This window comes from Micromonospora sp. NPDC047134, from assembly GCF_040643455.1.
Classification (GTDB): domain Bacteria; phylum Actinomycetota; class Actinomycetes; order Mycobacteriales; family Micromonosporaceae; genus Micromonospora.
The window spans coordinates 87,736-102,773 of sequence record NZ_JBEYUI010000017.1 but is presented as its reverse complement, the minus strand read 5'-3'; the positions used below and the strand labels follow the sequence as shown (position 1 = coordinate 102,773).

The 15,038-nt window shown below is 72.1% G+C and carries 17 protein-coding genes; 10 read left to right on the top strand and 7 right to left on the bottom strand.

Annotation, left to right across the window (positions count from 1 at the left end; genetic code table 11):
- Window positions 1-41: 41 nt before the first annotated feature.
- Both ABZ795_RS20545 and ABZ795_RS20540 read left to right on the top strand, forming a co-directional pair.
- Window positions 42-935: a hypothetical protein gene (locus ABZ795_RS20545; protein WP_357531518.1), complete on the top strand. Its 894-nt coding sequence runs from the start codon at window positions 42-44 to the stop codon at window positions 933-935.
- A gap of 47 nt (window positions 936-982) precedes the next feature.
- On the top strand, window positions 983-1,954 hold the full coding sequence (locus tag ABZ795_RS20540; RefSeq protein ID WP_357531517.1) for a pirin family protein: 972 nt from the start codon (window positions 983-985) through the stop codon (window positions 1,952-1,954).
- Between the two features lie 229 nt (window positions 1,955-2,183).
- Here ABZ795_RS20540 and ABZ795_RS20535 read toward each other — a convergent pair whose 3' ends face one another.
- Window positions 2,184-2,456, bottom strand: coding sequence for a DUF2795 domain-containing protein (locus ABZ795_RS20535; protein ID WP_357531516.1), 273 nt, complete (start codon window positions 2,454-2,456; stop codon window positions 2,184-2,186).
- 144 nt (window positions 2,457-2,600) lie between these two features.
- On the opposite strand from ABZ795_RS20535, the gene ABZ795_RS20530 reads away from it, so the two are divergent.
- Window positions 2,601-3,011: a DUF2267 domain-containing protein gene (locus tag ABZ795_RS20530; RefSeq protein ID WP_327025443.1), complete on the top strand. Its 411-nt coding sequence runs from the start codon at window positions 2,601-2,603 to the stop codon at window positions 3,009-3,011.
- A 56-nt stretch (window positions 3,012-3,067) separates the two neighbouring features.
- Here ABZ795_RS20530 and ABZ795_RS20525 read toward each other — a convergent pair whose 3' ends face one another.
- Complete coding sequence (locus ABZ795_RS20525) at window positions 3,068-4,234, bottom strand: CaiB/BaiF CoA-transferase family protein (protein ID WP_357531515.1); 1,167 nt, start codon at window positions 4,232-4,234, stop codon at window positions 3,068-3,070.
- A 222-nt stretch (window positions 4,235-4,456) separates the two neighbouring features.
- Between ABZ795_RS20525 and ABZ795_RS20520 the strand changes: the two genes are divergently transcribed.
- Entirely contained in the window at window positions 4,457-5,473 is a 1,017-nt protein-coding gene (locus tag ABZ795_RS20520) for a TerC/Alx family metal homeostasis membrane protein (RefSeq protein WP_357531514.1), read from the top strand.
- 40 nt (window positions 5,474-5,513) lie between these two features.
- Window positions 5,514-6,815 (top strand): NAD(P)/FAD-dependent oxidoreductase, encoded by a 1,302-nt coding sequence (locus ABZ795_RS20515; protein WP_357531513.1) that lies wholly within the window; start codon window positions 5,514-5,516, stop codon window positions 6,813-6,815.
- 194 nt (window positions 6,816-7,009) lie between these two features.
- On the opposite strand, the gene ABZ795_RS20510 is transcribed toward ABZ795_RS20515, so the two are convergent.
- The gene (locus ABZ795_RS20510; RefSeq protein WP_327025447.1) at window positions 7,010-7,990 is read right to left on the bottom strand and encodes a DUF2267 domain-containing protein; all 981 of its coding nucleotides are present in this window, start codon (window positions 7,988-7,990) and stop codon (window positions 7,010-7,012) included.
- A 204-nt stretch (window positions 7,991-8,194) separates the two neighbouring features.
- On the opposite strand from ABZ795_RS20510, the gene ABZ795_RS20505 reads away from it, so the two are divergent.
- A complete protein-coding gene (locus ABZ795_RS20505) occupies window positions 8,195-8,488 on the top strand; it encodes a hypothetical protein (RefSeq protein WP_327025448.1) in 294 nt (97 codons plus the stop codon).
- A gap of 67 nt (window positions 8,489-8,555) precedes the next feature.
- Here ABZ795_RS20505 and ABZ795_RS20500 read toward each other — a convergent pair whose 3' ends face one another.
- Together ABZ795_RS20500 and ABZ795_RS20495 are read right to left on the bottom strand one after the other, a co-directional pair.
- Window positions 8,556-8,900: an STAS domain-containing protein gene (locus ABZ795_RS20500; protein ID WP_327025449.1), complete on the bottom strand. Its 345-nt coding sequence runs from the start codon at window positions 8,898-8,900 to the stop codon at window positions 8,556-8,558.
- 106 nt (window positions 8,901-9,006) lie between these two features.
- Window positions 9,007-9,363: an STAS domain-containing protein gene (locus ABZ795_RS20495; protein ID WP_327025450.1), complete on the bottom strand. Its 357-nt coding sequence runs from the start codon at window positions 9,361-9,363 to the stop codon at window positions 9,007-9,009.
- 285 nt (window positions 9,364-9,648) lie between these two features.
- Here ABZ795_RS20495 and ABZ795_RS20490 point away from each other — a divergent pair, with 285 nt between their 5' ends.
- The 4 genes from ABZ795_RS20490 (at window position 9,649) to ABZ795_RS20475 (ending at window position 13,380) form a co-directional block, all read left to right on the top strand.
- Window positions 9,649-11,388: a GAF domain-containing SpoIIE family protein phosphatase gene (locus ABZ795_RS20490; RefSeq protein ID WP_357531512.1), complete on the top strand. Its 1,740-nt coding sequence runs from the start codon at window positions 9,649-9,651 to the stop codon at window positions 11,386-11,388.
- A gap of 2 nt (window positions 11,389-11,390) precedes the next feature.
- Complete coding sequence (locus ABZ795_RS20485; protein WP_357531511.1) at window positions 11,391-12,443, top strand: cobalamin-dependent protein; 1,053 nt, start codon at window positions 11,391-11,393, stop codon at window positions 12,441-12,443.
- 77 nt (window positions 12,444-12,520) lie between these two features.
- Window positions 12,521-12,874: an STAS domain-containing protein gene (locus ABZ795_RS20480; protein WP_327025453.1), complete on the top strand. Its 354-nt coding sequence runs from the start codon at window positions 12,521-12,523 to the stop codon at window positions 12,872-12,874.
- A 53-nt stretch (window positions 12,875-12,927) separates the two neighbouring features.
- A complete protein-coding gene (locus ABZ795_RS20475) occupies window positions 12,928-13,380 on the top strand; it encodes a response regulator (RefSeq protein ID WP_357531510.1) in 453 nt (150 codons plus the stop codon).
- Window positions 13,381-13,387: 7 nt separating this feature from the next.
- Here ABZ795_RS20475 and ABZ795_RS20470 read toward each other — a convergent pair whose 3' ends face one another.
- Complete coding sequence (locus tag ABZ795_RS20470) at window positions 13,388-14,248, bottom strand: hypothetical protein (RefSeq protein ID WP_357531509.1); 861 nt, start codon at window positions 14,246-14,248, stop codon at window positions 13,388-13,390.
- A gap of 348 nt (window positions 14,249-14,596) precedes the next feature.
- Complete coding sequence (locus ABZ795_RS20465; RefSeq protein ID WP_327025456.1) at window positions 14,597-15,016, bottom strand: OsmC family protein; 420 nt, start codon at window positions 15,014-15,016, stop codon at window positions 14,597-14,599.
- Window positions 15,017-15,038: the final 22 nt, after the last annotated feature.

Sequence of the window (15,038 nt, the reverse complement as noted above, 5' to 3'; positions counted from 1 at the left end):
GCTGCGTGTCTGCTGGTAGGGGACCATGGAAGGGACGTGGCATGGCTGATGCACCGCGGAGCGCTGACTGTCCGACAACCCCCCAGCCGGAGCCCGACCCGGCTCCCGAGGGATCCCCCACCGGCGGGCGGAGCTTCTCGGCCGGGGCGCGGTTGCTGGCCGCCGCCGCGGTGCTGGTACTGGGGTGCGGCGCGACCGCCGTGGTGGTGATCCTGTCCGACCCGCACCGCCTGGGTCGGGTCTTCACCGGCGAAGGCCCCCAGCCGCAGATCACCGCCGAGTCCAGCGGTGGGCTGGGGGGCGCGGCCCGGGCGGCTGCGGAGACCCCCCAGGAGGTACGGACCGCGCCGCTGGCCGGTCGGGAACGCGCCACCTTCGAGCTGATCGACGGGGTCACCCGGTTCGAGCTGCGGCTGGCGGACCTGGGGGAGCAGCTGTACCGGATCAGCAGCCCGGCCGACTCCGACGCCCGGCCCCGACCCGAGGTGGCCGCCGACCGGCTGCGGCTGCGGCTGGAACAGGTCGGGGACGGGCCCGGTGAGGTGGAGGTGCTGCTCAACGCCCGGGTGTCCTGGGACCTGCGGATCACCGGGGGAACCACCCAACGGCGACTCGATCTGACCGCCGGCCGAGTGTCCGGTCTGGAGTTCGCCGGTGGGGCCACCCGCACCGAGTTGCGGCTGCCGCGTACCCGGGGCGGGATGGTGGTCCGGGTGACCGGCGGGGTAAACGTCCTGGACGTCACCGTGGCCGGTGGGGCACCCGTGCGGGTGCGGGCCGCCGCCGGGGCCGGCGACGTGCGGGTGTACGACGAGCAGCACGGCGGAGTCCCCGCCGGCACGGTGCTCGGCTCCCCGGCCTGGGACCGCTCCGTCGATCGGATCTTCCTCGACCTGGTGGCCGGAGCGAACCTGGTAGCCGTACGTCGGGGATGACCTCCGGCGACGGCCACCGCCGGGCTGACGGCGCGTAGAGTCGGATCGTGGAGCGTACCGAGTCGATGCCGGCGCAGACCCGACCGCCCGGAGTGGCCACCACGGACCCCGGCAGTGTCCTGTTGCCCGGGCACGACGTGCCCCTGGGCCGCTACACCACCGTCCGGCGGTTGCTGCCCCAGCGCACCCGGCGGATGGTCGGGGCCTGGTGCTTCGTGGACCACTTCGGACCCGACGACGTGGCCCAGCGCCCCGGCATGGAGGTGCCGCCGCACCCGCACACCGGCCTGCAGACGGTGACCTGGCTGCTCGACGGGGAGATCCTGCACCGCGACAGCCTCGGCAACGTGCAGCCGATCCGTCCCGGCCAGCTCAACGTGATGACCTCGGGCCACGGCATCGCCCACTCCGAACGGTCACCGGCCGACCATCCGCCCCTGATGCACGGGGTGCAGCTGTGGGTGGCGCTACCGGATTCGGCTCGCGGCGGCCCGGCCGACTTCGCCCACCACGCGCAGCTGCCCCGCTGGGAAGAGGGGGCGCTGAGGGTGACCCTGCTGGTCGGGGAGTTGGGCGGGGAACGGTCCCCGGCCCGGGTGCACACCCCCCTGGTCGGCGCCCAGGTCGAGCTGACCGGTGCCGAGCAGGCGAGCCTGCCCCTGCGCCCCGACTTCGAGTACGCGCTGCTGGCCCTGGACGGCGGAGCGCAGGCCGACGGCGTACGGGTGGCACCCGGGGCGCTGCTCTGGCTGGGCACCGGACGCACCGGGCTCACCATCTCCGGGGAACCGGGCACCCGGCTGATGCTGCTCGGCGGCACCCCCTTCGAGGAGCCGTTGGTGATGTGGTGGAACTTCGTCGGGCGCAGCCACGAGGAGATCCTGACCGCCCGCGAGGACTGGATGGCCGGCCGGCGGTTCGGGACGGTAGCGGACGATCCGGATCCGCCGCTGCCCGCGCCGACCCTGCCGACGGTGCGCCTCAAGGCCCGCGACCGGGCCGGCCGCACCAGCTCCTAGGGACGGGTGTTGTCGACCACAATCGGTCGCCGGTTGACCCCCTGCTGACCGTTCGGACGATGGCCTGCCGTATGATCCTCGCGGTAGCAGCAGTCGCCCGGTTCGAGTGACTGTGGGCCGCCTGGTGGTCCCGACCGGTTCGGCGGTGCACCACCGGGGCAGGTGGCTACCCAGGGGCGCCTCCGGTCGCGGTTCGTGACCGGGGCGCCCTCCTGAAGGGGCCGACACCTCAGATGCTGCGCAGATGCTGCGAGACCCGCTGATGGCGCTTGTCGCGGCCGGCAGCGGCCCGCTGGGCGTCGTTCACCTCCGGAGCCGCCTCGATGCTCGCGGAGCGGGCCACCTCCCGGCCGTTGGCGTACTCGACCGGCGGCAGCGCCCGCAGGGCGTGCAGCACATCCGGCGGAGCCCCCTCGCGTTCCGCCTCGCGCACCACCTCGTCCCTGCCGGCGGGATAGTCCAAGCTGGACAGGTAGTGCAGTACCTCGGCGTAACTAGCCATGGTGTCGGCTCCTCCCGGCTTCGATCGGCCACGACCGGGCGCGGTTACCCATCCCGGCGGCGCTCACGCGCCGACGGCGGGAGAACCGGGGGAGGGGTTTTCGTCCCGGGACGGCGGGTAACCGCGCGCCGAGGGGGTACGCCGATGAACTACGACACCTTCGTCGACCAGGTGGCCCAGCGCACGGGCACCTCCACCCAGCGGGCGGTGGACCTGATCCAGGCCACCCTGGCGACCCTGGCCGACCGGTTGACCGGCGGTGAGGTGCTGGATCTGGCGGTGCAGCTGCCCGAGCCGCTGCGCCTGCCGCTGCGGCCGACACCGGACACCGAGGCCGCCGAGCGCTTCGGCGCCGGAGAGTTCGTCGCCCGGGTGGCCCGGCGTGCCCAGATCGAGGAACCGGCCGCCCGCGCCGTGATCGGCGCGGTGTTCACCACCATCCGCGAGGCGGTGACCGGCGGCGAGTTCGACGAACTGGTCGTCCAACTGCCCCGGGACTACCGGGACATCGTCGAGCCCGCGATGGCACCCGGCGCCACCCTGCGCCGCCGCTGACGGCGGTCTGGCGGCCCGGCGGGGCTGGACCGTGAGCCGTACACCGGGGGATTGCGCTAGGCCACCGTGCCGGCAGCCCGTAGCTCGGCCACCCGCTGCGCCGGGTAGCCGATCTCGTCGAGCACCTCGTCGGTGTGCTCGCCCGGCCAGGGCGGGGGGCGGCGCACCGAGGTCGGGCTGCCGGAGAAGCGGGGGGCCGGGGCCGGTTGGCGTACCCCCTCGTGGGTGACGAAACTCCGCCGCGCGGCCAGGTGCGGATGCTCGGGCGCCTCCTGCCAGTCGAGCACCGGGGCCAGGCAGGCGTCGGAGTCGGCCACCAGGGCCGCCCACTCGTCGCGGGTACGGGTGCGGAACAGCCGCGCCCAGGCCGCCCGCAGGGCCGGCCAGTTCGCCGGATCGTCACGGTCCAGGGCCTGGTCCGGCGGCAGCGGGAAACCGGTACGGCGCACCAGTTCCTCGTAGAACCTCGGCTCCAGGGCCCCGACGGCGACATACCGGCCGTCCGCGCACTCGTAGCTGTCGTAGAAGGGGGCACCCCCGTCCAGCAGGTTCACCCCCCGGGGGTCCTGCCACATGCCCAACCGGCGCAGGGCGTGGATCTGGGTGCTGAGCACGCTGACCCCGTCCACGATCGCCGCGTCGATCACCTGACCGGCCGCGCCGCCGCGCACCGCGTACAGGGCGGAGACCACCCCCAGGGCCAGCATCATGCCGCCACCTCCGAAGTCGCCCAGCAGGTTGAGCGGAGGCACCGGGGGCTGTCCGGCCCGGCCGATGCCGTGCAGGGCGCCGGTCAGGGCCAGGTAGTCGATGTCGTGCCCGGCGTACGGGGCGTTCGGGCCCTGCTGCCCCCAGCCGGTCATCCGGCCGTACACCAGCCGGGGGTTGATCTCCTGGCAGTCGGCCGGGCCGAGGCCCAGCCGTTCGGTCACCCCCGGGCGGAAGCCCTCGATCAGCACGTCGGCGTCGCGGACCAGGTCCAGGACCACCTGTCGGCCCTCGGCCGACTTGAGGTCCACCGCCAGGGAGCGGCGGCCCCGGTTGAGCAGGTCCGGATGCGGGGTGCCGAAACCGGTCGGATCCACCGCCTCGACCCGGTCCACCCGGATCACCTCGGCGCCCAGGTCGGCGAGCATCATCGCGGCGAAGGGGCAGGGTCCGATCCCGGCCAGTTCGATCACGCGTACGCCGGTCAGGGGGCCGCTCGACAGCTCTGCGCTCACCCCGGTCACGATAGGGGTACGCCCTGCGACCCGGTGAGACGAGACCGCATCCCCCCGCCTGGCGGGGTCCTGACGGCTGTCCTAACCTTGTCGGGACGAGGGGAGTACTTCCCACGAACCATACCGGTCAGTACGGCGCGCCCGGGGTGCGCCTCGGGTGGTTGCCCAGCGAATACTGGGTGAAGGAGACCTCGAACATGACACGGTGTTCGAGGAGGCCCCATGTCCGAAATGTCGTACGTAGCTGCCGGTTTTCAGTCCATCGGTACGCCCTCGCTCTGGGCGATCACCATCGCCGGGGTCATCGCGCTGCTGGTGCTCGACTTCGTGGTGACCCGACGCCCACATGAGGTGTCGCTGAAAGAGGCACTCGGCTGGTCGGCCTTCTACATAGCCCTGCCGTTGGCCTTCGGGGCCTGGGTCTGGTCCCGGTACGGCAGACAGGAGGGCATCGACTACCTGGCCGGCTACCTGGTCGAGAAGTCGCTGTCGGTCGACAACCTCTTCGTCTTCATGCTGCTGCTGGCCGCCTTCGCGGTGCCCAGCGTGCTCGCCCAGCGGGTGCTGCTGTTCGGCATCGCCGGTGCCCTGGTGCTGCGCGGCATCTTCATCGCCATCGGCGCCGCGGCCCTGCAGACCCTGGACTTCGCCTTCCTGATCTTCGCCCTGATCCTGCTGGTCACCGCCGCCAAGCTGATCCGGGACGCCTTCACCGGCCACGAACAGAGCGTCGACATCGCCAACATGCGCTCGGTTCGCCTGCTGCGCCGGTTCATGCCGGTGGTCAACGAGTACCACGGCACCAAGATGACCGTACGGGTCGACGGTCGACGGGCCCTGACCCCGCTGGCGCTGGTGGTGGTCGCCGTACTGGCCACCGACGTGGTCTTCGCGGTCGACTCCGTGCCGGCCGTCTACGGCATCACCGAGGACCCGTACCTGGTCTTCGCCACCAACGCCTTCGCCCTGCTGGGCCTGCGCGCTCTGTACTTCGTGCTGCACGCGGCGCTGAGCCGACTGGTGCACCTCACCTACGGGCTGGCGATCATCCTGGCCTTCATCGGGGTCAAGCTCGGCCTGCACTGGGCGCACGGCATCTGGGAGAGCGTCCCGGTGATCCCCACCGAGATCTCCCTGCTGGTCATCGTCGCCGTGCTGATCACCGTCACCATCACCAGCCTGCGGGCGACCCGCAATGTCGTACCGGGGTCGAAAGAGGTCATCACCGAACGGCGCTGACCTGACGTTTGTCCCGGCCGCCCACGGGAACCGGGCCAGGATGACGAAACCTCGTGTGGTGATCGTGGGAGCCGGGTTCGCCGGTTACCACGCGGCGAAGACATTGAGCCGGCTGGCCCGGGGCCGGGCCGAGATCGTCCTGCTCAACTCGACGGACTACTTCCTGTATCTGCCGCTGTTGCCCGAGGTGGCGGCGGGGGTGGTGGAGCCGGGCCGGATCGCCGTGCCGTTGACCGGCACCCTGGACGACGTCCGGGTGGTCGTCGGGGAGGCCGACCACGTCGACCTGCAAAATCGGTGGGTGGGCTTCACCCAGGCCGAGGGGGATCGCAACCGGCTGGCCTACGACCGGCTGGTCCTGTCCGTCGGCAGCGTCAACAAGCTGCTGCCCATCCCCGGGGTGACCGAGTACGCGCACGGCTTCCGTGGCCTGCCCGAGGCGGTCTACCTGCACGACCATGTGGTTCGGCAGGTGGAGTTGGCCGAGCAGGCGACCGACCCCACCGAGCAGCAGGCCCGGGCGACCTTCGTGGTGGTCGGCGCCGGCTACACCGGTACGGAGGTGGCCGCCCACGGCCAGCTGTTCACCGACGCCCTGGCCGCCCAACGCCCGCGACTGAAGATCCGCCCCAAGTGGATGCTGCTGGATGTCGCACCCCGGGTGCTGCCCGAGCTGGACCAGCGGATGTCCCGCACCGCGGACCGCGTGCTGCGCCGCCGCGGCGTGGACGTCCGGATGGGTACCTCCGTGGCGGTCGCCACCGCCGACGGGGTAAAACTCACCGACGGGGAGTACGTGCCCACCTGCTCCCTGGTCTGGTGCGTCGGGGTACGCCCCGACCCCTTCGTGGCACAGTTGGGTCTGCGTACCGAGAAGGGTCGGTTGGTCGTCGACGAGTACCTCAACGTCCCCGGCTTCCCCGAGGTGTACGCCTGCGGTGACGCCGCCGCCGTGCCCGACCTGACCCGGCCGGGCGAGATCTGCACCATGACCGCCCAGCACGCCCAACGGCAGGGCAGACTCGCCGCCCACAACATCGCCGCCTCCTACGGCCAGGGCCGGCGTCGCCCGTACAAGCACCACGACCTGGGCTGGGTGGTGGACCTCGGCGGCAAGCAGGCCGCCGCCAACCCGCTGAAGGTCCCGCTGTCCGGCCTGCCGGCCAAGGCGGTCACCCGCGGCTATCACCTGCTGGCCATCCCCGGCAACCGGGCCCGGATCGGCGCCGACTGGGCCCTGGACGCCGCCCTGCCCCGCTCGGCGGCCCAACTGGGCCTCGTCCCGGCCAACGCGGTACCACTGGAGAGCACGTCCCCGGAGATGCCGGCCTGGGCCCACTGACCACCCCGCTTGTCTCTTGCCCCAGGGCGGCCGGGCTGCCCCCTGATCCCGGGCCCGCTTGCTCTGCTTCAACCCACGCAACGGGAAGCAGATCCGACCCGTGCGCGGGGTGAAGCAGAGCAAAGGTGGTGTGGGCGCGGCGGGGGCCGCCCATCGTGCGGCTGGCCGACCGGTCGGCCCACACCCGGGTCGGCTCAGCCGGAGGACAGGCCCGCGCCCGCCTCGTCGATCGCGGCGTCCACCGCGTGGGCCAGGTCCACGTCCAGCTCGGTCACCCCACGGGCGCTGCCGGTGCTGACGCTGAGCACGGCCGTGCTCGGGTCCGCCCGGCCGATGCGGGGCCCTCGACCGATCTGGTCGCGGAGTTGATCGAGACGGTCCAGGACCCGGTCCAGGCTGTCCGCCGGTAGCACCAGGGTGCGGGTCAGGGCCTCGCCGTCGTCCGACCAGTACGGCAGGTCGGTCAGCGCGGCGCTACGTTGCGCACCGGTCAGGGGCGGCGTGGCGCTGCTGGCCCCGACCAGCCCACCACCGACGGCCGGCGGGTTGAGCAGTTCCCGCAGGTCGTCCGGCACGTGCAACGACTCGACCAGGTCGTGATCGTGTTCGGCGAGCGTCGCCAGGGTGGCCTCGACCTGGTAGCGGGCCTGCTCCGGGCTGCGGCCGCTGAGCCGTCCGACCTCGGACAGGAAGCCGGGCAGATCCGAGTGCCGTTCGACACCGTCGACCGGTACGACACTGTGCAGTGACGCCGGGACGGACTGGAGCAGGCGTTGTCGCTGTTCCGCGCCGAGGGCCCAGGCCAGGACCAGCACGGTGGACTCCACGCCCACCTTGGCGGTGCGGAAGTCGACGCCGGCCCGGCGACCGACCTCGGCGACGAGGTCCTGGTAGCCGATCGGCTCCACTCCGGCAGAGGTCGGGTCCATCTCGGGCAGGGGTCGCTGGGTCTGCGGGACAGCGGCCGGCGGCGGGGCCGGACCACCGCGTGTGGTGTTCGGTTTGTGCCGGCTACCGGCCGGCGGTGGGCCGTCGCGCCGGGCCTGGTCGAGATGGGTGAGCTGCTTTGACGAACTCAGGCTGGCCCCGGTGTCGGCGGCCTGGGTGCCGCGCTCGCGGGCCTGTCGGGCCAATGCCCGCCTACGTTGGTTGTCGCCCTCCATCTGCTTGCGCATGCTGACACCTCGCTTTCGCTGGTGTTCTGCTCCGGGCTCAGCGGTGGCCTTCCCGTCGCCGCCGGGCACGAAACGAGCGGCCGGACCGGGTCGGTGACGGTCGGCGACGCTTCATCCCCGCCGGGTGAGGGCCGCTCACCCGACCGGCGCAGATGATCGCCGTGGACCGGAGATCTTCCGATGGCATGCGGAGGGCAGGTCGTCATGAAGCGGATTGTCGAGATCGTCCCGGCCAGGCCCGGCTGGTACTCCCGATGGCTCCTGGCTCCGGAGAACACCCGCTGTTACCCGGTGAGCCTGTGGGCGCTGCTGGAGGAGACCGACGGCACCGGGCGGGAGGTGATCGGGGTCGACTGCGCGGGACAGTGGCCCGGCGACGACGACACGGATGCGGAGTTCGTCCGCTATCTGTTCCAGACGCCGGATTCCGGGGCCCCCGACGACGCGGAGTCGACCCCCGAGGCCCGCCGTGCCGGGCCGGTCGTCGCGGCCACCTGAGCATTCCTCCGGCCCCCGACCCCTGGTCCCAGGGTCGGGGGCACCCCCGAACCCGGTGGGCGCCCGGTCAGCCCGCCGCCTGCACGTCGTCGTCGCCGGCCGCGGACACCTGGAGCAGCTCGGCCAGACCGGTGCGGTCCAGCAGTTGGCGAAGGTTGGGGTTGACACCGGTCAGGCGGATCGGCACCGGGCTGCCCCGGTGGGCCACCACGAGAGCGCTGAGGCCCGAGGAGTCGCACAGACTCACTCCGGCCAGGTCGATGACCAGGTGCTGGTAGCCGTCCCGGCGTACCTGCTCGACGGCGGCGATCAGTTCCGGAGCGCTGTCGAAGTCCAGGTCACCGGTGAGCCGCAGCTCCGCATGTCCGACGTCGAACCGGCTGACCTCGATGACCAACAGCTGTGAGGACATGACTCCATGCTCCCAGCCCGACGAGGGAACGCAAGTCGCGGGGTACGTCTTTCGCGGTCCGCGCCACTGTCGACCCCCGTGCCGGGCCGCGGCGTAGGCCGGTCGCTCAGGCGGGGACGGTGGGTTGGCCGTCCGGTTCGGTGCTGACCGGCCCCTCGCCGCCGGTCGAGCGAGTCAGCAGGCCGGTCACCCCGGTCATGTCCAGGATGGTCGCCAGGAACCGGGGCACCGCGCGCAGCCGCAGGGTCACCCCGTCGCGCAGCCCTTCCCGCCAGGCGTGCACGATGATGCTGAGCCCGGTGCTGTCGATGAACTGAAGGTCGGCGAAGTCGAGTACGAGGGCGCGGGGACCGGCCCGCAGTTCCCGGTCGATCTCCGTACGCAGCGGCCCGGCCGTGGTGTAGGCGAGGTCGCCACCCACCCGGATCACCGGAATGTCGGGATCGGACCGGTCGACTGACACGCTCAACGGAGTGGTCTCGGGTCTTCGACCGTGGGACAGCAACGATCACGCCTTCCGCGGGGTGGCGGGCGGACGGGGGCGTCCGGATCGTAACAACCTTGACGGCGCCTCGCCTTACGGCAGTCGACCGGGCCGCTCACGGCCACCTGAGTGGCGGTCGAACGGGCTGCCCGACGGCCGCCTGGGTGGCGCGGCGACGACACCGGCGTACCCTGGGGGCGGGACAGCGACCAGGCACACCGCCGCTGCGTGGGTGCGGAATCGAGATGGAGTGGGGCTTATCTGGTGACTGGTGCCGACGTCAGGGACATCGACCCCGGCGACGGACGGTTCACGCCGAATGCCCCGCAGGAGCCGGCGTGGCGCACCGACCTGTCCGCAGCCGCACTGCCCGCCATCGATCCGTCGCTGAGCGCGGCCGACTGGCCGGTGGTCGTCGAGCACCTGCGGGAGGGCCTGGTGCTGTGCGGCCCGGACGGCATGGTGTGGCAGGTGAGCCCGGTCGCCGCGCGGTTGCTGCCGGAGATCGTCGTGGGCGGCAGCTGCGCCGAGTTCGAGGCCCTGCCCGGCCCGGTCGCCGAGATCACCCGGCACGGACGCCGGCTGCGGGTCCGCCGGGTGTCGTTATCCGCCGGGCGCAGCTGCTGGTACGTGGAAGACCTCAGCGAACACACGGGGCCGGTCGACGCCCTGGCGGCCGAGCGGGCCCGATCGGCCTTCCTGGCGATGGTGGGGGAGAAGCTCGGCAATCCGTTGCATCCCGACCGGGCCGCCGCCGCGGTGGTCCGGCTGGCCGTGCCGACCCTGGCCGAGACGGCGGTGCTGATTCTGGCCCCCCGCTCGGGACGCGCCCGGTGGTGGCGGGCCAGTCAGGCCGACGACGGGCAGTCCATCCTGGACCGAGGGGCGCTGCACACCGGTGAGATGCCCGCGGCCGTCGCCGAGAGCCTGCACGGGGTGCAGCCGCACACGGTCGACTGGTTGGCCGAGCAGGCGGTCGGGGCGGGCTGGCTGCCCGGGCACAACGCGGCCGAGGTCTGCGCCCGACTGGTGTCGTTGCCCGGTCGGGACGCCCCCGCAGGCGTACTGCTGGTGGCCCGTCCGGCGCCCCGGTGGTACACCGAGGACGATCTGGACCTGCTGCGGGCCTTCGCCGACCGGGCCGGGGCCGCGCTGACCACCGCCCTGCTCTACCGCAACCAGGCCGAGGTGGCCGACACCTTGCAGGCCAGCCTGCTGCCGGTGGAACCGGCGCAGGCGCCGGGGGTGCAGTGGGGCACGGCGTACCGGCCGGCGCAGGCCGGTCTGCGCATCGGTGGGGACTTCTACGGCGCACACCGGCTGCCCGACGGCGGCTCGGTGTTCTTCCTCGGTGACGTCTCCGGCAAGGGGGTCGAGGCTGCGGTCTTCACCGGTCAGCTGCGCCAGTGCCTGCACGCCCTGCACCGTATCGAGTCCCAACCGGCCCGGCTGCTGCGGCTGCTCAACGACGCGCTGCTGGAGACCACCCTGGCGCACGGGCAGGGCCGGTTCGCCACGATGGTCCTGGGAGTGGTCCGGCCGCACCGCGACGGTGGACTGTCGTTGACCCTGGCCGGCGGCGGTCATCTGCCTCCGCTGGTGGTGCGCGCCTCCGGCGAGGTGGAACAGCTCCCGCTCAGCGGGATGCTCATCGGGGTGGTCGCCGATCCCCGGGTCGATCAGGTCTCCACCCGACTGGCCCCCGGCGAGACCTGCCTGCTCTACAGCGACGGGGTGACCGAGGCCCGGGGTGGCCGGCGGGGAGTCGAGCAACTCGGCACCGACCGGTTGATGCAGGCGTTGACCGGCTGCCAGCGGATGCCGGCTCCGGCCCTGGCCGAACGAATCGAACAGGTCACCTGCGACTGGCTGGCCCAGCGTGACCACGACGACATCGCGGTGCTCGCGCTGCGTGCCGCCGGCGTCGGGGGCCGGCCGCACCGACACCTGCACGCGGTCCCCACTCCGACCGGGGTGGCTCGGGAAGGGGCGACGACACCGTGACCATGGCGACGACGGAAACCTCCCTCGCCGCACTCTATCCGCGGTACCTGCACTGCCTGGCCGAGGCCGACGAGTCGGCCGCCATCGAGGTGGCCCGGGAACTGCTCGAGGCGGGGGTGCCCGCCGACCGGGTGCTGCTGGACCTGGTCGCACCGGCCCAGGCCGAGGTGGGGGAGCGCTGGGCCCGCAACGAATGGAGTGTGGCCCAGGAACATGCGGCGACCCACGTCAGCGAGCGGGTGGTGGCGGCGGTAGCCGGGTACGCCAATGTCCGAGGCGACCGGGGTCGGATCGTGGTGGCCTGTATGGACGGTGAGTGGCACGCCCTGCCGGCCCGGTTGGTCGCCGAGGTGCTGCGGTTGCAGGGCTGGCAGGTGACCTTCCTGGGGGCCAGCGTGCCGGCCGCGCACCTGGTGTCGTACCTGCACCGGCATGACGCGTACGCGGTCGCCCTGGCCTGTGCGCTGCCGATGCGACTGCCGCAGGCGCATCGGATGATCGAGGCCTGCCGGCGTTCGGACGTGCCGGTAGTGGTCGGCGGCCGGGGTTTCGGCACGGACGGCCGGTGGGCGCGGCGGCTCGGGGTGGCCTGGGCGCCGGACGGGCCCACCGCCGCGGACCTGCTCGCCGACGAGCGGGCGCTGCGGGCCACCGCACCGGCCGCGCTGGCCCATCTGGCCGACGACGAGTACCCCAGCCTGGTCAGCCGTCGTGGCGAGCTGATCGACAGCGCCCTGGCCGACCTGACCCGGCGGATCCCGGCCACCCGGGACTACACCCCGGCCCAACTGGACTCCACGGTCAGCGACCTCGGCTACATCCTGGACTTCCTGGCCGCCGCCCTCTATGTCGACGACGGCTCACTGTTCACGGAGTTCGTCGACTGGCTGGTGACCATTCTGGCCAGTCGGGGAGTGCCGGCCACCGCGGTCGGGGCTACCCTGCGGCACTACGCGGTCACCCTGCACGATTTTCCGCGTGCGGCGGCCTTCCTGGCCGCCGGTGCGGCCTCGTTGCCGGCGGTCGGGCGGCCCGACCACCCACCGGCGGCGTAACTGCGGCCCGCCCGGCGGCGCGCTCTATACTTCGCCCACTGCAAGCATTCGTCCTCAGGCGGCGAGAGGGGATTGCCGTGACGTTGACCGTCACGTACGCCGGTCGTGACGCGGAAGGGCCGGCCCGCCTGTGTCTCGCCGGTGAGCTCGACATGAGCAGTGCCCCGGAGCTCAACGAGGCGATCGACCGGTTGGCCGCGGCGGGGCAGCGGCGCCTGCTGGTCGATCTGTCCGACCTGACCTTCTGTGACTCGACCGGGATCGCGGTCTTCGTCCGTGGTGACAACCGTGCCGCGGCGCAGGGTGGCTGGCTGCGGATCACCGGCGCCAGGGGTCGGGTGGAACGGGTGCTCAAGGTGACCGGACTGGCCGATGTGCTCGGGTACGGTACTGCCGACCCGGGGCCGGACGACAGTGCCGGAATGGGCTAGATTCCCGCCAGTATGGGATCGTCGATCCCGTCCTCGCCGACCTGAGGCAGGTAATGATGGCCGCTCGTACCCTTGACCCGGTTCGCATCCTCGTCGTGGACGACGACCCGGGTGATGTGCTCATGATCGAGGAAGCGTTGGCGACCTCGGACGTCGAAAAGGTCATCGACGTGGTCGGCGACGGCCAGGAGGCGATGGAGTTCCTGCGCCGGGAGGGTAGGCACAGTGGGGCCCACCGCCCGGACGTGATCCTGCTCGACCTGAACATGCCCCGGATGGACGGGCGCCAGGTGCTCGGCGAGGTGAAGGGCGACGCGGACCTGCGCAGCATCCCGATCGTCGTGCTGACCACCTCCAACGCCGACACCGACATCATCAGCAGCTACACCTTGCAGGCCAACGCGTACGTCACCAAGCCGATCGATCTCGACGACTTCAACGATGTGGTGCACCGCATCGACGAGTTCTTCGGCCGGGTGGTCGTACTGCCCAAGCAGCGGCCCTGACCGGCGCCTAGCTGAGCAGCGCCGCGACGATGGTCTCCGCCCGCTGCTCGTGCTGGGCGTAGGCGTAGGGGTACGCGGAGACCTGCACGGCCTGGGCCGCCAGGGTCACGGCCATCTGCTGCCAGCCGGGCACCTGGAGCAGGGCCTCGTAGAAGGCGCGGGACGCGTACGCGGGACGCATCAGGTCGCGTACGGTGCCCCAGCCGCTACTCGGACGCTGCTGGAACAGCCCGACGGAGTCGTGGTCCCAGCCGATGGCCTGGTGGGGGTAGTTCTGGGACTCCGGCAGCACTCCGCTGGCGTAGTTGAGCAGGGTGCTCTCCTGCATGGCGGTGGCCACGGCGACGACCAGGCCCTTGCGGGGGATCTTCATCTCGACCCCGACGTCCACGATCACCTTGGCGTTGTCCATCTGCACCTGGGTGAGCCCGGCGACCGGCTTGGGGCGGGGCGGTCGGGTCGGCTTGGCGGTGGTCTTCTTCGGCTTCGGGGTGGCTGACGGCTTGGCCGAGGGGGAGGCCGAAGGGCTGGGGCTGGCCGGTGGGGTGGGCGAGGGGCTGCGTGCCAGGGACCGGGAGGCCGCGCCCTCCTCGACGAGCCGGGCCCGGTCGGCCACCGCCTCGGCGACCTGTGCCCGCGGGCCTTCGTCGGTTGCGCGGACAGCCGCCACCGCCACCGCGGTCGCCCCAAGGCAGCAGGTCAGGCCGGTGGCCAGGGCCACCCGGAGCCGGGTACCACCCAGCCGGGCCCGGATGCCCGGGAGGGTGGCGCGGTGCCTGCCGGCCCGTTCGGATGATGCTCCGTCGGCCGATAGGCTCGCCGGTTGCTGTGGGGGCAGCGTCTGGTCGATGTCGTCGTCGGGGTGCATTCGCCGAGGTTAGAGAGCCCAGGGCGCGCTGGCATCGGGTGAGTTGATGGCATGCGTCACAATTTGCGGCTAACGGCCGGGTGAAACTCCATATCCGTTCCGGTAGCTCACAAATTACGCCAACCGGCTATTTCGGCAATGACCGTAATGTCACCAGTAACTGTCCGGAAAAGGTGATCTTGGGTCAATGAATGGTCCCCCTGATCGCCTCCACCGAACGGCCCACCCCGCTGTCGGCCCTGCGGAAGCCACTGATGGGGCGGTCGGCCCAGCCGCCACCCCGACCCACTCGCTGGAGGTGTCCGTCCGCAGCCGGTCCGGGCCGGACCGGCTGCGACACCCGATCGCCTAATGCCGCCCGTTCTCCGCCGGGCTGACCGTCAGCCGGTGTCGGCTGCCGTCCTCGCGGGAGAAGGGCCACAGCCGGTCGGCGTGCTCGACCAGCTCCGCCAGCTGCTGGCGGCTCAGCCCGGCCGAGGAGATCGAGGCGTGCACGTCGGCCCGGTACCGTCCGTCGTCGTCGCGGCCCAGCTTCGCCTCCGCGCGTACCTGCACGGTGTGTGCCTCGTCGGTGATCCCGCCGGCCGCCTCCACGGCGGCATGGTGCAGGCAGGACGCGTACGCGGCGGCCAGCAGCTGCGAGGGGGTAAGCCCGGTGCAGTGTCGTGCCAGTGGTGAGGCCAGGGCGGTGGACAGCGCCTCGTCGTCGGTGTGGATGTGGCCGCCCTCGGCGGTCACGGCGGCAACCTCGTTAAGCCAGGAACTCATCGCGTTCCTCCCGTCACTCACC